Source organism: Paracoccus sp. UBA889, from assembly GCA_002294185.1.
Taxonomy (GTDB): Bacteria; Pseudomonadota; Alphaproteobacteria; order Rhodobacterales; family Rhodobacteraceae; genus Paracoccus.
This window is the reverse complement of record DBFD01000015.1, coordinates 13,842-35,048: the sequence shown is the minus strand read 5'-3', so window position 1 is coordinate 35,048 and position 21,207 is coordinate 13,842. Positions and strand designations below refer to the sequence as shown.

General features: G+C 66.9%; 17 protein-coding genes. 3 read left to right on the top strand and 14 right to left on the bottom strand.

Translation table 11 applies throughout. From position 1 onward, the window contains the following. Positions 1-93: 93 nt before the first annotated feature. The 13 genes from B4L36_RS01760 to B4L36_RS01700 all read right to left on the bottom strand — a co-directional run bounded on the left by B4L36_RS01760 (position 94) and on the right by B4L36_RS01700 (position 16,521). Positions 94-3,396 carry an error-prone DNA polymerase gene (locus B4L36_RS01760; RefSeq protein WP_292951428.1) on the bottom strand — a complete coding sequence of 1,101 codons (3,303 nt, stop codon included), beginning with the start codon at positions 3,394-3,396 and terminating at the stop codon, positions 94-96. Continuing rightward, positions 3,393-4,892: a Y-family DNA polymerase gene (locus tag B4L36_RS01755; RefSeq protein ID WP_292951425.1), complete on the bottom strand. Its 1,500-nt coding sequence runs from the start codon at positions 4,890-4,892 to the stop codon at positions 3,393-3,395. The genes B4L36_RS01760 and B4L36_RS01755 overlap by 4 nt, the downstream gene beginning before the upstream one ends. Next, complete coding sequence (locus B4L36_RS01750) at positions 4,807-5,394, bottom strand: ImuA family protein (RefSeq protein ID WP_292951422.1); 588 nt, start codon at positions 5,392-5,394, stop codon at positions 4,807-4,809. Before B4L36_RS01750 ends, B4L36_RS01755 begins: the two co-directional genes overlap by 86 nt. A 42-nt stretch (positions 5,395-5,436) precedes the next feature. After that, a complete protein-coding gene (locus B4L36_RS01745; protein ID WP_292951419.1) occupies positions 5,437-6,111 on the bottom strand; it encodes a FadR/GntR family transcriptional regulator in 675 nt (224 codons plus the stop codon). 3 nt (positions 6,112-6,114) lie between these two features. After that, the gene (locus B4L36_RS01740; protein WP_292951416.1) at positions 6,115-6,945 is read right to left on the bottom strand and encodes a sulfite exporter TauE/SafE family protein; all 831 of its coding nucleotides are present in this window, start codon (positions 6,943-6,945) and stop codon (positions 6,115-6,117) included. A gap of 4 nt (positions 6,946-6,949) precedes the next feature. Continuing rightward, entirely contained in the window at positions 6,950-7,699 is a 750-nt protein-coding gene (locus B4L36_RS01735; RefSeq protein ID WP_292951413.1) for a DUF1028 domain-containing protein, read from the bottom strand. Next, positions 7,699-9,489, bottom strand: a complete 1,791-nt coding sequence (locus B4L36_RS01730; RefSeq protein ID WP_292951410.1) for a gamma-glutamyltransferase family protein — start codon at positions 9,487-9,489, stop codon at positions 7,699-7,701. Before B4L36_RS01730 ends, B4L36_RS01735 begins: the two co-directional genes overlap by 1 nt. Positions 9,490-9,504: 15 nt before the next feature. Further along, entirely contained in the window at positions 9,505-10,377 is an 873-nt protein-coding gene (locus B4L36_RS01725; RefSeq protein ID WP_292951408.1) for an ABC transporter permease, read from the bottom strand. Then, the gene (locus tag B4L36_RS01720; RefSeq protein ID WP_292951406.1) at positions 10,377-11,321 is read right to left on the bottom strand and encodes an ABC transporter permease; all 945 of its coding nucleotides are present in this window, start codon (positions 11,319-11,321) and stop codon (positions 10,377-10,379) included. The genes B4L36_RS01725 and B4L36_RS01720 overlap by 1 nt, the downstream gene beginning before the upstream one ends. A 54-nt stretch (positions 11,322-11,375) precedes the next feature. Further along, positions 11,376-12,878 carry an ABC transporter substrate-binding protein gene (locus B4L36_RS01715; RefSeq protein WP_292951405.1) on the bottom strand — a complete coding sequence of 501 codons (1,503 nt, stop codon included), beginning with the start codon at positions 12,876-12,878 and terminating at the stop codon, positions 11,376-11,378. Beyond that, on the bottom strand, positions 12,875-13,972 hold the full coding sequence (locus B4L36_RS01710; protein ID WP_292951403.1) for an ABC transporter ATP-binding protein: 1,098 nt from the start codon (positions 13,970-13,972) through the stop codon (positions 12,875-12,877). Before B4L36_RS01710 ends, B4L36_RS01715 begins: the two co-directional genes overlap by 4 nt. Further along, a complete protein-coding gene (locus tag B4L36_RS01705) occupies positions 13,969-14,970 on the bottom strand; it encodes an ABC transporter ATP-binding protein (protein ID WP_292951400.1) in 1,002 nt (333 codons plus the stop codon). Before B4L36_RS01705 ends, B4L36_RS01710 begins: the two co-directional genes overlap by 4 nt. 180 nt (positions 14,971-15,150) lie before the next feature. Continuing rightward, on the bottom strand, positions 15,151-16,521 hold the full coding sequence (locus B4L36_RS01700) for a peptidoglycan-binding domain-containing protein (protein WP_292951397.1): 1,371 nt from the start codon (positions 16,519-16,521) through the stop codon (positions 15,151-15,153). A gap of 119 nt (positions 16,522-16,640) precedes the next feature. On the opposite strand from B4L36_RS01700, the gene B4L36_RS01695 reads away from it, so the two are divergent. Genes B4L36_RS01695 through glyS form a run of 3 tightly spaced genes read left to right on the top strand, consistent with a single transcriptional unit; the run spans position 16,641 to position 20,331 of the window. Next, entirely contained in the window at positions 16,641-17,564 is a 924-nt protein-coding gene (locus B4L36_RS01695) for a glycine--tRNA ligase subunit alpha (RefSeq protein WP_292951394.1), read from the top strand. Then, the gene (locus B4L36_RS01690) at positions 17,561-18,040 is read left to right on the top strand and encodes a DUF6446 family protein (RefSeq protein ID WP_292951391.1); all 480 of its coding nucleotides are present in this window, start codon (positions 17,561-17,563) and stop codon (positions 18,038-18,040) included. The genes B4L36_RS01695 and B4L36_RS01690 overlap by 4 nt, the downstream gene beginning before the upstream one ends. Next, positions 18,040-20,331 (top strand): glycine--tRNA ligase subunit beta, encoded by a 2,292-nt coding sequence (glyS, locus tag B4L36_RS01685; protein ID WP_292951388.1) that lies wholly within the window; start codon positions 18,040-18,042, stop codon positions 20,329-20,331. The genes B4L36_RS01690 and glyS overlap by 1 nt, the downstream gene beginning before the upstream one ends. Positions 20,332-20,423: 92 nt before the next feature. Here the strand turns inward: glyS and B4L36_RS01680 are convergent, their stop codons facing one another. Next, complete coding sequence (locus B4L36_RS01680) at positions 20,424-21,203, bottom strand: succinate dehydrogenase iron-sulfur subunit (protein ID WP_292951385.1); 780 nt, start codon at positions 21,201-21,203, stop codon at positions 20,424-20,426. Between the last annotated feature and the right edge of the window lie 4 nt (positions 21,204-21,207).

Sequence of the window (21,207 nt, the reverse complement as noted above, 5' to 3'; positions counted from 1 at the left end):
GTCGGCCATCACCGGTCGCGGTGGCATCGATGCGTCGGCGTGCATCATCCGACACAAGCGGGCCAGGACCCGGGCAAAGCCGCGATGCTGCTTTCAATGAAAATCCCGGCTGGGGAAAAGTCGTTTCGCCTGATCGCGGGGATGGCCGGCATGGGCGGGTTGATGTTTCGGGCGCGGCGCGATGTCCGCGCGGGGCGAGGTCGTGCCGACCGCACCCTCAAGCGGATGGCCCAGTTCGGCAAGGCGATGGGACAGATCCTCGATCCGATCGGCGATCAGATGCACCACGATGCCTTCGCGTTCCAGCCGCCCGGTGACTCGCAACAGCCGCCCGCCCATCACCGCGCGGCGGAAACGGTCATGGATGCGCCGCCAGACGACGACATTGGCCACCCCGGTCTCGTCCTCCAGCGTCAGGAAGATCACGCCCGATGCCGTGCCGGGGCGCTGGCGGGTGATGACGAGGCCGCAGACCGAAACCCGGCGCGGCGGAACCCGTGGCAGATCACGGTTCGGGATCAGGCCCGGCAGGCGCGGGCGCAGCAATTCCATCGGATGGGCGCGCAGCGACAGGCGCAGGGCGACGTAATCCTCGACCACCTCCTCGCCCAGATGCATGGCGGGCAGCGCAACCTGCGGCTCGCAAGTGGCCTCGCCATCCAGCGGATCGGAAAACAGCGGCAGCGGCGCGGGTGCCCGGATCGCACGGACCTGCCACAGCGCGTCACGCCGGGTCAGGCCGATGGCGGCGAAGGCGTCGGCCTCGGCCAGCCGTTCCAGCACGGCGGGCGGAATTCCGGCGCGCAGCCACAGGCTTTCGACATCGGTATAGCCGTTGCCGCGACATTCTTGGATCCGCCGGGCATCGCCGTCGCGAAAGCCCCGGATCTGGCGAAATCCCAGCCGCAGTGCCCATGCGCCATCGGCGCGCCGTTCCAGCCGGTTGTCCCAGAGGCTGGAATTGACGCAGACGGGGCGGATCTCGACCCCGTTCTCGCGCGCGTCCCGGACGATCTGGGCGGGGGCGTAAAACCCCATCGGCTGCGAATTCAGCAACGCGCAGGCAAAGATCGCCGGATGATGGCATTTCAGCCATGACGAGACATAGGTCAGCATCGCGAAGGCCGCCGCGTGGCTTTCGGGAAAGCCGTAATCGGCAAACCCCTCGATCTGCGAGAAACATTGTTCTGCCACCCCACGGTCATAGCCGTTCGACAGCATCCCCTGCACAAAGCGTTCGCGATGCTCGCCGATCGTGCCCATGCGCCGGAACGAGGCCAGCGAGCGGCGCAGGCGGTCGGCCTCTTCGGCGCTATAGCCCGCACCGACGATGGCGATCTGCATGGCCTGTTCCTGAAACAGGGGCACCCCCAGGGTCCGCCGCGTCACCTCGGCCAAGGCCGGGCCGAAAGGTTCGGCTTTCTCCAGCCCCTGACGGCGGCGGATATAGGGTTTGACCATGCCGCCCTGGATCGGGCCGGGGCGGACGATGGCGACCTCGATCACCAGGTCGTAGAATTCACGCGGCTTCATCCGCGGCAGGAAATTCATCTGCGCCCGGCTTTCGACCTGAAAGACGCCCACCGCATTGGCCTGTTGCAGCATCCGGTAGGTCGGCTCGTCCCCCTGCGGCACCGAACCGAGGCTGTGACGGATGCCTTCGTGGCTTTCCAGAAGGTCAAAGCTCTTGCGGATGCAGGTCAGCATCCCCAGCGACAGGACATCGACCTTCAGGATGTTCAGCGCGTCGATATCGTCCTTGTCCCAGCCGATGACGGTGCGGTCCTCCATCGCCGCATTCTCGACCGGACACAATTCGTCCAGCCGCCCCCGGGTGATGACGAAACCGCCGACATGCTGGGACAGATGGCGCGGAAAACCGATGATCTCGCGGATCAGGCGGATCGTCTGCGACAGGCGGCGATCCCGCGGATCAAGACCCAGTTCGCGCATCCGTTCGGGATCCGCGCCCGCGTTCGACATCCCCCAGATCTGGCCCGACAGCGCGGCGGTCACGTCCCCGGACAATCCCATCACCTTGCCCACCTCGCGGATCGCCGCGCGCGAACGGAAATGGATCACCGTGGCGCAAAGGCCCGCGCGATGGCGGCCATATTTCCCGTAGATCCACTGGATCATCTCTTCGCGGCGCTCATGTTCGAAATCCACGTCGATATCGGGCGGCTCGCCGCGATGGCGCGAGATGAAGCGTTCGAAGACCATGCCGATCAGATCGGGGCTGACATCGGTGATGCCCAGCAGGTAGCACAGGATCGAATTGGCGGCCGAGCCGCGCCCCTGGCACAGGATGCCGCGTCGGCGTGCCTCGGCCACGATGTCGTGGACGGTCAGGAAATAGGCGGCGTATTTCAGTTCCTCCACCAGGGCCAGTTCCTTGTCGATCAGATCATGGACCCGCTGCGGCGCGCCACCCGGATAGCGCCGCGCCAGACCCTCGCGGGTCAGCCGGACCAGCCTGTCCTGAGGCGCCTCGTCTGCTGCAACCTCGTCGGGATAATCGTAGCCGAGCTGGTCGAGATCGAAGCAGCACAGCGAGGCGATCTGGGTCGTGCGACGGATCGCGGCCGGGTGACGGGCAAAGAGACGGTCCATCTCGGCGGGGGATTTCAGGCGGCGCTCGGCATTGGGCAGGGCACGGCTGCCGATGCGGTCGATGCTGATCCCCTCGCGCAGACAGGTCAACACATCGGCCAGACGGCGCCGGGCGGCGCGGTGCATCAGCACGTCACCCACCGCGACCATCGGGGCCGCCACCCTGTGGGCCAGCGCCGCGCAGGTATCGAACCAGGCCTGATCGCTGCCGTCGTAACGCGGCGCGGCGCCCAGAAAGACCCGCCCCGGATAGCGCCGGGCCATCGCCTGCACCGGCGCGATCGCCCGGTGCGGCTCGGTTGGCGGCAGCGCGATCAGGATCAAGCCCCGGCAGCCGGTCAGCAGATCGTTCAGCATCAGCCGGCATTCGCCCTTGGCGGCCCGCCGCTTGCCACGGCTCAGCAGCCGCGACAGCCGGTGCCATGCGGGTCGGTCGGTCGGCAGGGCCAGCCATTCGACCGGACAATCCTCGGCCACCAGACGGCTGCCGACGATCAGTTTCGGCAACAGCCGGTCCGCGGCCCCGACGGTTTTCCATTCCCCCACCGGCTGATGCGAGCAGGTGTCGACCTGCACGGTCGAGCGGATCGTGGCCTTGCCCAGTTCGCGCCGCATTTCTTTCAGCGCGGTATGGGCGCGCACCACGCCGGCGACGGAATTGCGGTCGGTGATGGCGATGGCGGCAAGGCCCAGTTCGGCGGCGCGGGCGACCAGTTCCTCGGGATGCGAGGCGCCGGTCAGGAAGGTGAAATTCGTGGTCACGGCCAGTTCGGCATAGCTCATGCGAATTCCCCCTGGACGAACCAGCCGGGATCCTGCGGCGTGTGGAACAGCCACAGCCGCCTGCCCTGCCGGGTTTCAAGCCGCCAGTAATCGCGCAGCCCCGACCGCCAGGCGGGATCATCCAGCCACCATTCCGGCGCGATCCGTTCCGGGCCGGTGGCGCGGGCCGTGGCAAAGATCATCCGCCGCCAGCGAAACCGGGCCGGGGGACGCGCGCCCGAAGCGGCAACGGGTTCGGGCGGAAACAGGATCACCGGGCGCGGGCGCGGCGCGGACCAGCCGGTCTCGGCGCGGCTGTGGGCGGCTGCGGCGGCTACGAAGCCGCGTTCGGGAATGTGGCTGTCGGCGGGCAGGAAACGCAGCAGGTTTTCCAGCCCGATCCGGGTTCCGATCCGGGTCATCAGGTCGTCCAGCCTGTCTTGGCCGTCTTGGCTGTCATGACTGCCGGTGGCGGTCGCAGACCCGATCTGCTGGATCGGCAGCGGCTGGACCAGGGTCGCCTCCAGCCGGATCTGATCGATGCCGAAACCGGCATCGACCTCGGCGATGCCGCGTTCGAACAGGGGCAGGATTCGGGCCGTCTCGCGCATCGGGGCGGCAAGGCGCAATTCCACCTGACGGCTGACCTGATCAACGCGGCGCAGGGTCAGGATCAACCGCCGCGCGCCGGTCTCTTGTGCCTTCAGCCGGTCGCAGAGCGGACCCAGAAGTTGACCGACAGCCGCCATCACGTCGTCCAGAAGGCCGACCGGATCGGGCAGGTTCAGGCGCAGGGCATAGCGAACGGGATCGGCTTCGGGGGTGATCGGCTCGGCTGCCTCGCCCATCGCCTGATCCAGCCGCATCAGCAGGCCGGGGCCAAAGCGGCGGGCCAGGGGCGCGCGCGCCGTCCCCGCCAGATCGCCGATACGGCGCAGGCCAAGACGTTGCAGCGCCATCACCATATCCGCATCCAGCCGCAGCCCGGCGACCGGCAGCGGGGCAAGGGCCGCAAGCGGCCGGCCCGCGGGCGCGATCCCCTCGCCATGCCGGGCCAGCGCCCATGCCGCGCCGCGCGTGTCGCCCGCGCCGAGGCGCAGCGTCAGCCCGGCCCGGGCGGCGCGGGCGCGCATGTCGGCCAGCATCGCCGCCTCGCCGCCCCACAGATGCGCCGCGCCGGTGATGTCCAGAACCAATCCGTCAGTCCCGTCCAGCCCGACCCAGGGGCAATAGCGCGTGGCCCAGCGGCGCAGGGCGACCAGGAATGCCCGATCGCCCTGGGGATCGCCGGTCCGGGTGACCAGATCGGGACAGAAGGCACGGGCATCGGCAAGGTTCATGCCGGGCCACAGACCACGGCTTTCGGCCGCGACGTTCACGCAGGCCAGACGCTCGGCATTGTTCCGGCTCACGATCAGCGCGAAGGGCGCCTCAACCGGGCGTGCCCGCAGGGCCCGGTCGCTCGCCAGCCGGGGAAACCACATGCAGACCACGCGCTTCCGGATCCCATCGAACATGCCAGGCCCCGATTGTTCCTGATTTGTTCTTGATAATTTCCCATTGCATCAGAGTCGAGTCCCCCCGCCCGTCATCCAGGATCGGGACCGCCCGCCAGCGCGTCTCGGCGGCATTGCTGCCCATGTTTTCGGGGATGATGCACAGGCCGGTCGTGCCCCCCGCCCCGGCAGCCAGTTGCAGTCGCCGCCCTTCGCGCAGGTTCAGCGGGCGGGTGATCTGGGCCACCACGAAGGGAATGGCGCCGTCACGCAAGGCCTCTTCGGCGGCCGCAAGGCTGTCGGTCTGGTTCGCGCTGCGCGCCACCAGCAGACGCGACGGATCGATGAACGGCGCAAGTCCCAGCGGATTGAGCATGTCGCCGCGCCATGCCTCGCGCAGCCACAGGACCGGACCTTGCGCCGGGGCGGCGGCGATGGCGGCAAAGGCCGTCGCGCCGGCCCCGCAAACCTCATGGACGCGCGCGACGCGCAGCGGAAAACAATCATCGAAATCGGGTCGCATCGCCCCGAAGCTAGGCAAGCCGACAGATCTGTCAAGCCGGTCTCAATCGCTGTCGATGGCGCTGGCGACGAAATCGAGATGGTCCCGCTGCGCCTGACCCGCGCCCGCTGCGTCGCCAGCGGCGATGGCGTCGAAGATATGCTGATGCTGCTGGCCCAGAAGCCTCAGGAAACCGGGCACGTTGGTTTCCTCTCTGCGTTCGCGCCAGCCGGCCTCGCGCCGCATCTGCCGGATCAGATCATAGACTTCCAGAAACAGCGCATTGCCCGCCAGTTCGGCGATTCGGTAGTGAAACACCTCGTCGGCCAGGTCGTATTCCTGCGGCTGCACGGCTTCGCGCGATTGCCGCATCAGGATTTCCAGCTGCGCCAGATCCCCGGCCCCGGCACGGGTCGCCGCCAGTTCGGCCAGCCGCGGCTCGATCTGGCGACGGACATCCATCAGCTGATCAAGGCTCAGCCTGCCGGCCAGCAGGCGGTGGCGTCCGGCATCGGGGCGGGGCGGCGGGGTGACGAAGGTGCCCTGCCCGTGGCGGCGAAAGACCGCCCCGCGCCGCTGCAATTCGTCCAGCGCCAGACGCAGCCGGCGACGGGGGATGCCCAGAATCTCGGCCAGCCGACGTTCGGGCGGCAGCCGGCCGCCGGTCTTGGCGGCCTCGGTCAGGATCGGCGCAAGGGCGGCGATGACCGCTGCCGGGTCGTCGGTCGGCGGCTCCATGTCCTAGCCCGAAAAGAGGTCGATGAACATGCGGATCGCGGTCAGCAGCAGGAACGCGCCGAAGGCAAGGCGCAGTGCCCGCCGGGGGATCGAGTGGGCCAGCCTGACGCCCAGTTGCGAGAAACTGGTGGTCAGCGGAATGATCACGATCGCAGCCAGCAGGTTTACATAGCCCAGCGAAAACGGCGGCAGCCCCTGTTGGCCCAGCCCGGTCAGCGCATAGATCACCGCGCCGGGCAGCCCGATCAGGAAACCGATCGCGGCCGAGGTGCCGACCGCGCGGCGGATGTCGTAGCCGAGGAAATTCAGCAGCGGCACGCCGATCGTGCCGCCGCCGATCCCCATCATCGCGCTGACCCCGCCGGCGAAGACCCCGAAGGCCGCCCAGACGGGTCTGGAAAAGCCCTTGGGTTCGGGATCGGCGCGCCCCTTGCGCAGGATCATGTCGGCCGAAACCGCCAGTGCCACCACGGCAAAGACCGCGATCAGCACCTTGCCCGAGACATAGCCGCCCAGAACACTGCCGATGACCACACCCACCAGGATCGACGGCGCCCATAGTTTCAGCAGCGCGGTGTCGATGGCGCCCTTGCGGTGATGACCCAGACCCGAGGCCAGCGAGGTGAACACGATGGTCGCCAGCGAGGTGCCGACCGCGACCTTCATCGTCAGGCCCGGATCCATGCCGGTCAGGTTCAGCGCGAAATAGAGCGCGGGAACGATGACGATCCCGCCGCCGACCCCCAGCAAGCCGGCAAGAATGCCGCCGCCGATGCCCGCGCCCACGGCGACGGCGGCCAGTTCCAGCAGCGCGGCTGTGGTGATTGCCTCCATCTCGCTAGCCTTTCGTCGTCGCGAACGAGGCGCTGGCGCGGCCGGTCGCGATCCGCGCCCGTTCCGCCTCTGCGATGCGGCGGTCGGTATCGCTGCGATCCGGGGCGCCGCTGAAATTTTCCGCGGTCGGCATGATCTCGGCGACCATCAGATAGCGTTCGCGCGCCACCGCCAGCAATCGGCGCAGTTCGGCCAGCGGATCGGCATGATCATCGGCCCGCAGATCCAGCCAGGGATGGGCCTGACCGCGATGGATGCGCAGCCCGGCCGCCTGCCGCCCGCGACGGTCGCCGCCCGCATCCTCGCCCGCCTGCATCGCGGCCAGCATCCGGTCGGGAAAGTCCAGGTCGGCGCGGTCTGCGAAGACGCGCGCCGTGTCCTCGATCACCTGCGGCCCCTCCAGCATGTTGCCCGCGACCGAAAGGCCCTGACCCGTCACATGTCCCGCCCAGGGCACGCATTCCGCGCCGGTATGGGCCGCGCCGCCGCCCCGCGCATCCAGCGCATGGGCCTGCCGCTGCGCCGCCCCCGCATCGCGCGCAACCAGATCGGCCAGGAGGGCATCGGCCGCCTCGCCCGCGCCCAGGCGGCGCAGCCCCTCGGTGCCCCAGACCGGGTTGACGAAGGCCTGCGTGGCGAAGGCGGCTGCCGGACCGACATGCGGCACCAGCGATCCGCAGGCGAAAAAGCGACTGGCGACGGCGATACCAAGCGCGCCGGACGCGGGATCGCGGGCGATCAGGGACCAGGTCATCAGCGGCCCACCGCATAGGCCTGCATCAGCCGGGGCGTGGCGGCGGCGGTCAGCATCCCGTCGGGTTCGCGCCTCGCGGCCGTCAGGCGGCCGATGCTCCAGGGTTCGGCCACGGTAACGATATGGCCCCGCGCGCGCAGAGACTCGATCACCGTCTCGCCGAAATTCGGCTCGACCATCAATTCACCGGGCTTGGCCTCGCGCGGATAGAAGCTGGACTGGAAATGCATGATGTGAAACAGCGGCGCGTCCATTCCCTGCTGCATCGACAGCCCGTGATGGACATAGCGCAGGAACCAGATCAGTTGCCACTGATCCTGCTGGTCGCCGCCGGGCGTGCCAAAGGCGATCCGGGTGCCGCCCTTTTCCGCCATCGACGGCGTCAGCGTCGTGCGCGGCCGCGCCCCCGGCCGCAGCGAGCTCGGCAAGCCATCGCGCAGCCAGAACATCTGGGCGCGGCTGTTCAGCGGAAAACCCAGGCCCGGGATCACCGGGCTGGATTGCAGCCATCCGCCCGAGGGCGTGGCGCTGACCATGTTTCCCCAGCGGTCGATCACGTCCAGGTGAACGGTATCCCCGCGCCGTTCGGTCAGATGCGCCATCGTCGGCTCGCCGGCGCTGACCCCGCGCGCGGCATCGAAATCATGCGCGGCGCGGGCGATGGCGTCGTCGGCCAGATGCTCCAGACCCGGCAGGCGGCCAGGGCGCTGTTCCAGGCTGGCTTTCTCGCCGATCAGAGCCGCGCGTTCCGCAGCATAATCCTCGGACAGCAGCGTCGCCATGGGAATTTCGAAGAAATCGGGATCGCCGTAATAGGCCTCGCGGTCGGCATAGGCCAGCTTCATCGCCTCGGCCACGACATGAACGAAATCCGCGCCCAGCGGATCCAGCGCCGCCAGATCGAAATGCTTGAGGATCTGAAGCGCTTGCAACAGCACCGGCCCCTGTGACCAGCTATGGGTCTTGTGGATGGTCCAGCCATGATAATCCAGCGACAGCGTCGTTTCCCATGTCGCCTTCCATTCCGCCAGATCCTGCCGCGACAGCACGCCGGAATGCGCGCTTCCCGAGACATCCATCACGCTTGCCCCGGCCAGATAATCGCCGATCGCGTCGGCCACGAAACCCCGTGACCAGATGCTGCGGGCCGCGTCGATCCGGGCCGCGCGGGTGTCGCCCCTGGCCTCGTCCGCGATCCGCTGATAGGCGGCGGCAAGATCGGGATTGCGAAACAGCGACCAGGGCTGCGGCGCGGCATCGCCGGGCAACCAGGTGGCGGCGCTGCTGGGCCATTCCGCGCGGAAGAAATCGGCCAGACCGGCAATGGTATCGGCCACGCGCGGCAGCACCGGATGGCCGTCCCGCGCATAGGCGATGGCCGGTGCCAGAACCTCCGACACCTCCATGCTGCCGTGATCGCGCAACATCAGCATCCAGCCATCGAAGGCGCCCGGCACCACCGTCGCCAGCAGCCCCGATCCGGGGATCAGTCCGTCGCCGAACAGGCTGCGGTAATGGTCCATCGTGGCGGCCTTCGGCGCCACGCCCTGCGCACAGAGCACGCGGGTTTCGCCGGTCTCGGCCAGATGGACGATGGCGGGCAGATCGCCGGCCGGTCCGTTCAGATGCGGCTCGACCACCTGCAGGACCAGCGCCGTCGCCACCGCCGCGTCAAAGGCATTGCCGCCGCGTTCCAGAATGCCCATCCCGGTCGCCGAGGCCAGCCAATGGGTCGAGGTGACGGTGCCGAAGGTGCCGCGGATATCGGGTCGTGTGGTGAAATTGTTCATGCCTGTTCCTGTCGATCAATCCTCGCGCGGGTCCAGCGCGTCGCGCAGACCGTCGCCCAGAAGGTTAAATCCCAGCACCACCAGAAAGATCGCGATGCCGGGCCACAGCGCCATCCAGGGCGCCTGCGTCATGAAGCCCTTGGCCACGTTCAGCATTGCCCCCCAGCTTGGCGCGGGCGGCTGCTGGCCCAGCCCCAGAAAGGACAGCGATGCCTCGGCGATGATGGCGCTGGCGACGGTCAGCGTGGCTTGCACCAGGATCGGCGGCAGGACATTGGGAAAGATATAGCGGCGCAGGATGACGCCCGTGGACAGGCCGATGGCATGGGCGCTTTCGACGTAATCCTCGGATGCCACGTTGATTGCCTGGCCTCGCGTCAGTCGGATGAAGACCGGCGTGGCCGCGATCCCGATGGCGATCATCGCATTGGTCAGCGAGGGCCCCAGGAACGCCGCCAGCGCGATGGCGAGAATCAGGAACGGGATCGCCAGCAGCGCCTCGGTGCAGCGCGAGATCACGGCATCGGTCCAGCCGCCGAAATACCCGGCAATGATCCCCAGAGGCACGCCGATCACGATGGCAATGCCGACGGATACCACCCCCGCCATCAACGAGGCGCGCGCGCCCCAGATCATCCGCGACAACTGATCGCGGCCCAACTCGTCCGTGCCCAGCCAGTGCGCGGCCGAGGGCGGTTGCCGGATCGCGGTCCAGTCGACGGCGGCGGGATCGGGCACGGGCAGGATCGGCGCCGCCAGCGCCAGCAGGACGAACATTCCCACAAGCACCGCGCCGAACATGGCGCTGCGATGGCCGCGCAGCTTGCGCCAGACGCGGCTTTGCGGGCGTTTCGACAGGACGGGATCGGTCGCGGCGGTCTCGTTCATCAGCCGGTCCTCAGCCGCGGGTTCAGTGCCACATAGGCCAGGTCGGCCAGAAGATTCATCAGGATAAAGCCCAGCGCGGTGACAAGAACCACCGCCTGCACCACCGCGTAATCGCGGTTGAAGACGGCATCGACCACCATCTTGCCGAAGCCCGGGATGGTGAAGATCTGTTCGGTCAGCACAGCCCCCGCGATGAGTTCGCCAAACAGCAGCGCCATCAGCGTGACGACCGGCGTCAGGGCGTTTCGGAAGGCGTGGTGCATGATCACCCTGCGTTCGGCCAGACCCTTGGCGCGGGCGGTGCGGACGTAGTCCTGCCTCAACACCCCCAGCATCGCCGATCGCGTGTGCCGCATCAGCGACGCCGCCAGCGCGGTGCCCAGCACGAAGGCAGGCATCAGCATGGTGCGGATCGACTGCACCGGATCCTCGCTCAGCGGCACATAGCCCGAGGCCGGCAGCAGCCGCCATTTCACCGAAACCAGCAGGATCAGCATGATCCCCAGCCAGAAATTGGGGATCGACAGGCCCGACAACGCGATCACATTGGCTGCGTAATCGGTGATCGTGCCCTTCTTCACCGCCGAGATGATCCCCGCCGGGATCCCGATCGCGGCGGCGAAGATCATCGACATCACCGCAAGCTGGATCGTCACCGGCAGCTTCTGGGCGATCATGTCGCTGACCGGCAGCCCGGTCCGGATCGAACGCCCCAGATCGCCCTGAAGGGCGTTCTTCACCCATTGCAGATATTGCATCCAGATCGGATCGTTCAGGTGATACAATTCACGCAGCCGCGCCAGCGTCTCGGGGTCGCGGTCATCGCCGGCCAGCGCCAGCACCGGATCGCCGGGCAGCATCTTCTGCAACGCGAAGACGAAAATCGAGATCAGGATCAGCGTCGGGATCGCGATCATCACGCGGCGGGCAAGATAGGTCAGCATGGCGGCGCCTTTCGGAAAGGGCCGGGGCGGCGGCGACGCCGCCCCGGCCGGGCCTCATTCGGACAGGCTGACGCCTTCCAGCCGGATCATCCCGTCCGGGCTGGGCGTGAAGCCCGCGACCTTGTCCGAGACGCCATAGAGCCACGCCTCGTTATAGAGATAGAACAACGGCAGATCCGTCTGCAGGATCTGGTTGGCCTGCTTGTACAGATCCTTGCGGGCGGCCTCGTCGCTGACGGCGCGGGCCTCGCCCAGGATACGGTCGATCTCGGGGTTCGAATACTTGCCGTCATTGAAGCCGCCGCCGGTGGTGACGAAGCCGTAGATGTTTCCGTCCGGGTCGATCCGACCGGACCAGCCCACCTGGGACGCCTGAAAATCGCCCGCCGCCTGATCGGCCAGCATGGTGGCGAATTCCTTGGCGGTCAGGGTGATGTTGATGCCCGCCTCAGCCGCCATGGCCTGAATCATCTGCACGACCTGCTGGCTTTCGGGACGGTTGGGAAATTGCAGTTCCAGATCGATTCCGCCCTCGATACCGGCCTCTGCCAGCAGCGCCTTGGCCTTCTCGACATCGCGTTCGGGGACCGGATAGGCCGGATCGAAGAACGGGCTGACGGCCGGCACGAACTGGCTGGCCGGCGCATTCAGGCCGGCAAAGACCACCTGGTTGATGGCGTTGCGGTCGATGGCCAGCGACAGGGCCTGACGCAGCTTCGGATCCTGCCCGAAGGGGTTGTCGGCCTTGGCGCCGTTGTTGGTGTTGAAGGTGATCCCCTGATAGCCCAGCCCGTCGGCGCGTTCGTATTTCAGGTTCCCGGCGCTCTTGACCGCTTCGACATCGGTGGCGGCGAGTCGGTTGATCAGGTCCAGATCGCCCGATTGCAGGTTGGCCAGCCGCACGGTCGAATCCGGGATCGGCAGGTAGCTTACGGCATCGACCTTGATCTGGTCGGCGTTCCAGTAATCGGCGAATTTCTCAAGCTCGATCTTGTCCTGCGCGACGCGGTTCTTGAACTTGAACGGCCCCGAACAGACTGGCTGGGCGCTGAAATCGTCATCGAACGCCGCCGGCGACATCATCATCCCCGACCGGTCGGCCAGCTGCGCCAGAAGCGGCGCGTCGGGGGCCGACAAGCGCAGCCTGACATGGGTCGGATCGACCACCTCGACCTCGGTGATCGAACTGACTTCGGATTTGCGCACGCTGTCCTCCAGCGTTTGCGAGCGTTCGATATTCGCCTTGACCGCCTCGCCGTCGAAGGGCGTGCCATCATGGAAGACGACGCCTTCGCGCAGGGTCATGTCCACGGTCTTGCCATCCTCGCTGACGCTCCATTCCGTGGCCAGTTGCGGCACCAGTTTCAGATCCGGCGTCACGTCGATCAGCTTGTCGCACAGGGCGGTGAACACGATCCGCCCGACGAAGGTGCGGCTCTTGTCCGGATCCAGCGCATCAGGATCGCTTTCCAGCCCGATGCGCAGGGTCTGGGCCTGCGCGGCCATCGCGCTGGTGCCAAGCAGGGCCGCCAGCAGCAGGGTTCTGCGAATGTTCATGTCTTTGTCTCCTGTTGGGTTTTCTTGGTGTTTTCCTTTTGCGCCAAAGCCTCGCGATAGAGACGAAAGCGGATCTCGGCGCCGTCGCTGCGGGCCGACCGGGGTGGCGCGGCCTGTCCATCGCCGGCAATCTCGCGCCAGCGCAGACAGGCCACCTGACTGCCCTGTCCGGTCTCTTCCAGCGCCGGCCGGATCTCGGCGCAGCGGCTTTGCGCATGAGGGCAGCGGGTGCGGAAATGGCAGCCCGAGGGCGGGTCCAGCGGGCTTGGCGTCTCGCCCGACAGGCCCGGCCCGCCATGGCCGCCATCGGGTCCGGGGATCGCCGCCAGCAGCGCGCGCGTATAGGGATGTCGCGGGGCTTCGAAGATCGTGTCGGTCGGGCCGGTTTCGACGATGCGGCCCAGATACATGACACCGACGCGATCGCTCATCTGCCGGATCACCGCAAGATCATGGGCGATGACGATCAGCGTCAGCCCCAGCCGGTCGCGCAGGTCCCCCAGAAGGTTCACCACCTGCGCCTGAACGCTGACATCCAGCGCACTGACGGGCTCGTCCCCGATCAGGACTTTCGGTCCCGAAGCCAGCGCCCGCGCGATGCCGATGCGCTGGCGCTGGCCACCGCTGAATTCATGCGGATAGCGATCCATATGCTCGGGGCGCAGGCCGACCTGCGCCAGGAGGCGCGCGACCTCGGACCGGCGGTCACGGCTGCTCATCTCGGGTCGGTGCGCCTCCAGCGGCTCGCCCACGAGACGCCCCACCGAAAGGCGCGGATTGAGCGATGAGAACGGATCCTGAAAGATGAACTGCACATCACGACGCAGGGCGCGCAGATCGGCGCCGGCGAGGTCGGAAATGTCGCGGCCAGCCACGCGGATCCGGCCCTCCGAGGGTTCCAGCAGTCGCATCAGAAGACGCGCCAGGGTCGATTTTCCACAGCCCGATTCGCCGACGATGGCAAAGGTCTGGCCCTCGTTCACGTGCAGGTCGACGCCGTCCACGGCATGCAGCGGACGCGGTTTCTGCAATAGCCCACCACCGACTGCGAACCGTTTGGTCAGGCCCTCGACCTCGACGATGGGACGGGTCATGCGGCGCCCTCCAGCCGGGTTTCCAGCGGCGCGAAATGGCAGGCCGTGCGATGGTCGGGTGCGACCTCTGTCAGATCCGGCGTGGTTGCGCAGATTGGCCGCGCGAAGGGACAGCGGGTCGAAAAGCGGCAGCCCCGGGGCATGGTTTCGATCGAGGGCACGATACCGGGCACCGTGGCCAGCCTGCGGCGCGGACCGCGCAGCGCGGGGACCGAGGACATCAGACCGATCGTATAGGGATGTTGCGGATCGCGAAAGATCGCCTCGGCCGGACCGGTCTCGACGATGCGTCCCGCATACATGACAGCGACGCTGGTCGCAACCTCGGCGACCACGCCCAGATCATGCGTGATCAGGATCGTGCCCATCTCGCCGCCCGCCTGCAATTCCGCGATCAGATCCAGGATCTGGGCCTGAATGGTCACATCCAGCGCCGTGGTCGGTTCGTCCGCGATCAGCAGGTCGGGATTGTTGACCAGCGCCATCGCGATCATCACCCGCTGCCGCATCCCGCCCGACATCTGATGCGGATAGTCGCGCATCCGGCGTTCCGCGGCCGGGATGCCCACACGGCGCAGCATGGCCAGCGCCCGATCGCGCCCGTCGCCGGGATTGTGCCGCCGCCATGCTTCCGCGATCTGGTCGCCGATGCGATGGGCGGGGTTGAGGCTGGACATCGGTTCCTGAAAGATCATGCCGATCCGCCGACCCCGCAGCCCGGCCAGCGCCTTGCGGTCGGTCAAGGCGATCTCGTCCCCCTCGAAGACCATGCGTCCCGACAGCCCGTCGCGCAGGTTCGGCGAAAGCAACCCCATCATCGCCAGCGAGGTCAGGCTTTTGCCGCAGCCCGATTCGCCGACGATGCACAGGGTTTCACCCCGCGAAACGGACAGCGACACATCGTCCAGCAGCGCGGCCTGGTGCCGTGGCAGGCGCAAGGTGGCCTGCTGAAGGTGAAGAAGCGCGTGGCTGTCGGCGGCAATCCGGTCGGGTGTCATGAAATCCTGAACCAATCATGAATTGGTTCACACTAACGCAAGGACACCCTTTTGCAAGCCCCGCCGGGATCCGGCCGCGCGCCGGACCAGCATTGCCAAAAATTCGGGCCTTGCCACCCTGCGGTCATGCCAGCGGACAGACGGTTTCTCCCGAAGGAGACCGCGATCGGCCCGGTCCGTTCAGGGCGATACCGCGAAAGGGTCGCGTCCGTCGTTCTTAGCGGGGGCCACCCGCGCGAAACTGTCGGAAAGCTCGGCCGCGACACGGGCCTGGTTTTCCTGATCGCCGGCAGGCCAGATCAGGACGAAGCCCTCGGCCCGGCCGTCGCGCACCCAGCCTTCGGCCATGGCGCTCTGGGCCATGTTGGCCCCCTTCAGCAGGATATGGCCCGGCTCGATCATCCGTGTCGGATGCGGCACCCAGCCAAGCGCCGTCACCAACCCCGACAGGTCCAGCAATTCCTGCTGTCCGCCGGGCTGGCTGAACAGGATCAGCGCGACACCGGAATCCTGCCTGGGTCCGTAGATCGACAAGGCCCGTTCGGCCCGTTCGAAAGCCAGCTTGTCCATCGGGGCGCTGACCGACAGGCCGGTCTGTTCATCGGTCAGCGTCGTCAGCCCCATCGTCCTGCGCCACGCGTCCCGGCGTTCGATCAGTCTGCGCATCGCCGTTCCGGGATCGGGCGACAGACGCCCCTCGGCGACCTCGCGCGCGACTGCCTTGCGCGTATCCGGCCCCCATTGCCCGTCGACCGCGCCATCATAGCGGCCGGCCCAACGCAAGGCGCGCTGGATCTCATCCACGGGCGGCATCTCCTGCGCGCCCGCGGATGCCGGCAGGTCCGGATCCGCGCCGGGCTCGATCACCTCGCCCAGATCCGAGGCCTGCGAAAGAAAGGCATCCCTGGGCACATCGCCCGAGGCCTTGAACGCGGCCAGCCATTCCGCCGCCGCCTCCGCGGGCAGCGGCCCCAGCGTGATCGTCCGCCAGCCACCGGGCAGAGCCATCAGCCCGGCTTCGGGAAAGGTTTCGCGCCATTTCGACAGCGCCGCGCGGCTTTCCGCATCACCACGCAGGGATTCCAGCCGCAGATAGCTGCCGGCTTCCGGCATCGGCGTGCGATCCGGGGTGGCGGCCTCGCCTTCGCTTGTGGTCGCGGCGGGCCTTGCCGCATCCTGCGAGGCCCCTGTTAGGGGTCCGCCATCTTCCGGCACCGGAGATGGTGTCGCGACCGCATCGGCCGCAACCGGAGACAGCGCGATGCCGGCCGCCGGTTCGGCCACGAAACTGTCGCCGGGCACGCGGTTCGCGGCCTTCAGCCCGGCCAGCCGCGCCTCGGCCTGGGATCGTTCCTGCGGCCCAAGGGCGATGGCGATCCAGCCGCCCGTCAACGGAAAGGTCACCACGTCGTCGAATGACTCGCGCCATTTTGCCGCAGCCTGCGCTGCCTGCGCCGCGCCGCGCTTGGCCTCGATCCGGATCACCGCCTCCTGCGCCGAGGCCGCCCCGGCCGCCAGAACCGCAGCCATCATGAAAGCCAGTCGCCGCATTCCGGTCTCCTTGTCGCGCGCCCGATGGCGCCTGTCCGCGGGCCCTTTATTGACCCTGTCCTACCCTGCGCCTAGAAGGCGCGAAAGCCCAAGCCCGATCTATGCAAAAGGACGGCCCGATGACCAGCCCAAAGCCTCCGCGCAGCTTTCAGGAAATCATCCTGCGCCTGCAGACCTACTGGGCCGGTCAGGGCTGCGCCGTGCTGCAACCCTATGACATGGAGGTCGGCGCCGGCACCTTCCATCCGGCCACGACCCTGCGCGCGCTGGGACAGCGGTCATGGGCGGCGGCCTATGTCCAGCCCTCGCGCCGACCCACCGACGGCCGCTACGGCGAAAACCCGAACCGCCTTCAGCATTATTATCAGTATCAGGTCATCATCAAGCCCAGCCCGCCCGATCTGCAGAACCTGTATCTGGGCAGCCTGAAAGCCATCGGGCTGGACCCGATGATCCATGACATACGCTTTGTCGAGGACGACTGGGAATCCCCGACCCTGGGCGCCTGGGGCCTTGGCTGGGAAGTCTGGTGCGACGGCATGGAGGTCAGCCAGTTCACCTATTTCCAGCAGGTCGGCGGGCATGATTGCCGCCCCGTCTCGGGCGAACTGACCTATGGGCTGGAACGGCTGGCCATGTATGTGCTGGGCGCGGAACATGTCATGGACATGCCCTTCAACGATCCCGGGGCCGCGATTGCGCTGACCTATGGCGACATCTTCCGCCAGACCGAACAGGAATATTCGCGCTGGAACTTCGATCAGGCCGATACCGAAACGCTGTTTCAGCATTTCAAGGATGCCGAGGCCGAATGCGCCCGCATCATCGCGGCGTCCGAAACCGACAGCGCCGGCCGCCGCATCCCGATGGCGCATCCGGCCTATGACCAGTGCATCAAGGCCAGCCATATCTTCAACCTGCTGGACGCGCGCGGCGTCATTTCCGTGACCGAGCGGCAGGCCTATATCGGCCGCGTCCGCGCACTGGCCCGCGCCTGCGCCGATCTGTTCCTGACGACCGAAGCAGCGGGGGCATCGGCATGAACTGGGGCAGGATCGCGACGATCGGGCTTGCGCTGACGGCCCTCGCCTCGGGGGCCGGGGTCTGGTATGCGCAGCAATACGGCTATTACGAGCCGATCGATCCGGCCAGCCCGGATGCGGCGGTGCCGATCCAGACCGCCGAGGGACCGTCGCGGCTGAACATGACCGATTTTCAGGCCATCGACGCCGATAGTTCACCGATCCGCTGGCGGGCCTGTTTCCGGATCCAGGGCGATCTGCCCGCCGATGCCGTGCCCTTCCCGGCCGCCACGCCGCTGAACGGCCCGTTCTGGTTCGACTGCTACGACGCCGCCCGGATCGGCGCCGATCTGGAATCGGGTGCCGCAAGGGCATTTCTCAGCCAGTCCGAGATCCGTCCCGATGTGGACCGCGTGCTGGCGATCTATCCCGATGGCCGGGCCTATGGCTGGCAGCAATTCAACGACAAGACCCCGGAACGCGGAGTGATGGACTGATGCCCGATCTGCTGATCGAACTCTTTTCCGAGGAAATCCCCGCCCGGATGCAGGCCCGCGCGCGCGATGATCTGAAGCGGCTGGTCACCGACGGGCTGGTCCAGGCCGGGCTGACCTATGCCAGCGCGGGCGCCTTTTCGACGCCCCGGCGCCTTGCCCTGACCGTCGAGGGGCTCAGCGCCCAAAGCCCCGACACGCGCGAGGAACGCAAGGGCCCCCGCACCGACGCGCCCGAAAAGGCGCTGGAGGGCTTTCTGCGCGGGGCGGGCCTGACGCGCGACCAATTGCAAGTCCGCGACGACAAGAAGGGTCAGGTCTGGTTCGCCGTCATCGCCCGCAAGGGTCGCCCGGCATCCGAGATCGTGGCCGAGGTTCTGGAAACCACGATCCGCGATTTCCCCTGGCCCAAATCCATGCGTTGGGGCACGGGCTCTCTGCGTTGGGTCCGCCCGCTGCATTCGATCCTCTGCATCCTCAGCGACGAATCCGGCGCGACCACCGTGCCGCTGAACATCGACGGCATCGCGTCCGGCAACAGCACACGCGGTCACCGCTTCCTGTCGCCCGACGCCTTCACCGTCACCGGCTTCGATGACTACGTCGCCAGGCTGCGCCGCGCCCATGTCATGCTGGACCCGGCCGAGCGCGAGGCCGAAATCCGCCAGCAGGCCGAGAATCTGGCCTTCGCACGCGGCTGGCAGATCGTCCCCGATGATACGCTGCTGTCCGAGGTCGCGGGCCTCGTCGAATGGCCGGTGCCGCTGATGGGCGTGATCGAGGATCGTTTCCTGGACCTGCCGCCCGAGGTGCTGCAAACCTCGATGAAGGAGCACCAGAAATTCTTCTCGGCCCGCAACCCGAAAACCGGCCGGATCGAGGGCTTTGTGACCGTCGCCAATATCGCCACCCCCGATGACGGCGAAACGATCCTGGCTGGCAATCAGCGTGTTCTCGCCGCCCGCCTCTCCGACGCGGCCTTCTTCTGGGAAAACGACCTGCGCGAGGCAAAATCGGGCATGAACGCTTGGGCCGAGGGCCTGAAATCCGTGACCTTCCATAACAAGATGGGCAGCCAGGCCGACCGCATCGCCCGCGTCGCCGCACTGGCTCGCGAGATCGCGCCCATGGTCGGCGCCGACCCCGATCAGGCGGAAACCGCGGCCCGGGTCGCGAAACTCGACCTGCAGAGCGCCATGGTCGGCGAATTCCCCGAACTGCAAGGCATCATGGGCCGATATTACGCGCAGGCCGCCGGTTATCCCGACGCGGTGGCCGACGCCGCCCGCGACCACTACTCGCCACTCGGCCCATCCGACGCGGTGCCCACCGCCCCGGTCTCCGTGGCCGTCGCACTCGCCGACAAGATCGACACGCTGACCGGGTTCTGGGCGATCGACGAGAAGCCGACCGGCTCGAAGGATCCCTTTGCGCTGAGAAGGGCGGCGTTGGGGACTATTCGATTGATCGTTAACAATGTTGTTAGAAGTCATCTACTGGACGCTGCAAAAACCGGTCTCTTGGCCAATTTTTCTCATCAGCTCAACACTATTGGAGAGGAGCGAACCAAGGCCGTCGATCTTGCATGGGAGACCATCGTCGCGGAAGACGGACGATTGGCAAAACATGCTCAAAAAATCTTTGCAAAGGCGTTGAATGATCGGAATTCAAAAATCGATTGGAACGCGGCCGTTGAGAAGGCAAAGGCGCAAAGCCCTGATAGGGTCAAACTTGACCCTGACCGCCCGGGCACCCTTAACCATACGTCGCACAACCTCCTCGCCTTCCTCCACGACCGCCTCAAGGTCCATCTGCGCGATCAGGGCATCCGCCACGACATCATCGACGCGGTCCTGGCCCAACCCGGCAATGACGACCTCGTGCTGGTCGTCAACCGCGCCACGGCGCTGAACGCCATGCTGCAAACCGAAGACGGCCGGAACCTGACCCAGGGCCTCAAGCGCGCCGGAAACATCCTCGCGCAGGCCGAGGAGAAGGACGGCGTCGAATACAGCTTCGGCGCGGACGCGAAATTCGCGGAAACCGATCAGGAACGCGCCCTCTTTGCCGCCCTCGACAAAGCCGAACCCGCGATCAGACGGGCCATCGCGGACGAAGACTTCCCCGCCGCCATGACCGCCATCGCCGCGCTGCGCGCGCCCATCGACGCCTTCTTCGAGGCCGTCCAGGTCAACAGCGACAACCAGATCCTGCGCCGCAACCGCCTGAACCTGCTGTCGCGCATCCGCAACGCGGGCCGCGAGATCGCTGATTTCACGAAGATCGAAGGCTGACAAGGCCGGGACCTGACCGGCCCTCGCACTCTTTCCAAATACCTTCGGGGGGTCCGGGGGGCAGACAGCCCCCCGGCTGTCGCGGGACGCAATCAGACCACCCGGTCAACCATCATGTGCTTGATCGAGGCGATGGCCTTGGCCGGATTCAGCCCCTTCGGACAGGTATTGGTGCAGTTCATGATCGTGTGGCAGCGATACAGCTTGAACGGATCCTCCAGCTCGTCCAGCCGCTCACCGGTCGCCTCGTCGCGGCTGTCGACGATCCAGCGATAGGCCGTCAGCAGCGCGGCCGGACCCAGATAGCGGTCGCCGTTCCACCAATAGGACGGACAGGCGGTCGAACAGGACGCGCAGAGGATGCACTCATATAGCCCGTCCAGCTTCTTGCGATCCTCGATCGACTGTTTCCACTCTTTTCCCGGCGTCGGCGATTTGGTGACCAGGTAGGGATTGACCGAAGCGTGCTGGGCATAGAAATGCGTCAGGTCGGGGATCAGATCCTTGACCACCGGCATATGCGGCAGCGGATAGATGGCGATGTCGCCCGGAACCTCGTCGATTCCGTAGATGCAGGCCAGATGATTGCCGCCGCCGATGACCATGGCGCAGGATCCGCAAATCCCTTCTCGGCAGGACCGCCGGAACGACAGCGTCGGGTCAATCTCGTTCTTGATCTTGATCAGCGCGTCCAGAATCATCGGTCCGCATTTGTCGAGATCGACGAAATAGGTGTCCAGACGGGGGTTCTCGCCCGCCTCGGGATCCCAGCGATAGATCTGGAACTTCTTCACATTGGTCGCGCCCTCGGGCCTGGGCCAGGTCTTGCCGACCCGGATCTGGCTGTTCTTGGGCAGGGTGAACTGGACCATCGGA

Bases quoted from the DNA above. Each gene is read 5' to 3' on its own strand.
- B4L36_RS01760 (WP_292951428.1), bottom strand. From the start codon at position 3,396: ATGAGCTATGCCGAACTGGCCGTGACCACGAATTTCACCTTCCTGACC.
- B4L36_RS01755 (WP_292951425.1), bottom strand. From the start codon at position 4,892: ATGTTCGATGGGATCCGGAAGCGCGTGGTCTGCATGTGGTTTCCCCGG.
- B4L36_RS01750 (WP_292951422.1), bottom strand. From the start codon at position 5,394: ATGCGACCCGATTTCGATGATTGTTTTCCGCTGCGCGTCGCGCGCGTC.
- B4L36_RS01745 (WP_292951419.1), bottom strand. From the start codon at position 6,111: ATGGAGCCGCCGACCGACGACCCGGCAGCGGTCATCGCCGCCCTTGCG.
- B4L36_RS01740 (WP_292951416.1), bottom strand. From the start codon at position 6,945: ATGGAGGCAATCACCACAGCCGCGCTGCTGGAACTGGCCGCCGTCGCC.
- B4L36_RS01735 (WP_292951413.1), bottom strand. From the start codon at position 7,699: ATGACCTGGTCCCTGATCGCCCGCGATCCCGCGTCCGGCGCGCTTGGT.
- B4L36_RS01730 (WP_292951410.1), bottom strand. From the start codon at position 9,489: ATGAACAATTTCACCACACGACCCGATATCCGCGGCACCTTCGGCACC.
- B4L36_RS01725 (WP_292951408.1), bottom strand. From the start codon at position 10,377: ATGAACGAGACCGCCGCGACCGATCCCGTCCTGTCGAAACGCCCGCAA.
- B4L36_RS01720 (WP_292951406.1), bottom strand. From the start codon at position 11,321: ATGCTGACCTATCTTGCCCGCCGCGTGATGATCGCGATCCCGACGCTG.
- B4L36_RS01715 (WP_292951405.1), bottom strand. From the start codon at position 12,878: ATGAACATTCGCAGAACCCTGCTGCTGGCGGCCCTGCTTGGCACCAGC.
- B4L36_RS01710 (WP_292951403.1), bottom strand. From the start codon at position 13,972: ATGACCCGTCCCATCGTCGAGGTCGAGGGCCTGACCAAACGGTTCGCA.
- B4L36_RS01705 (WP_292951400.1), bottom strand. From the start codon at position 14,970: ATGACACCCGACCGGATTGCCGCCGACAGCCACGCGCTTCTTCACCTT.
- B4L36_RS01700 (WP_292951397.1), bottom strand. From the start codon at position 16,521: ATGCGGCGACTGGCTTTCATGATGGCTGCGGTTCTGGCGGCCGGGGCG.
- B4L36_RS01695 (WP_292951394.1), top strand. From the start codon at position 16,641: ATGACCAGCCCAAAGCCTCCGCGCAGCTTTCAGGAAATCATCCTGCGC.
- B4L36_RS01690 (WP_292951391.1), top strand. From the start codon at position 17,561: ATGAACTGGGGCAGGATCGCGACGATCGGGCTTGCGCTGACGGCCCTC.
- glyS (WP_292951388.1), top strand. From the start codon at position 18,040: ATGCCCGATCTGCTGATCGAACTCTTTTCCGAGGAAATCCCCGCCCGG.
- B4L36_RS01680 (WP_292951385.1), bottom strand. From the start codon at position 21,203: ATGGTCCAGTTCACCCTGCCCAAGAACAGCCAGATCCGGGTCGGCAAG.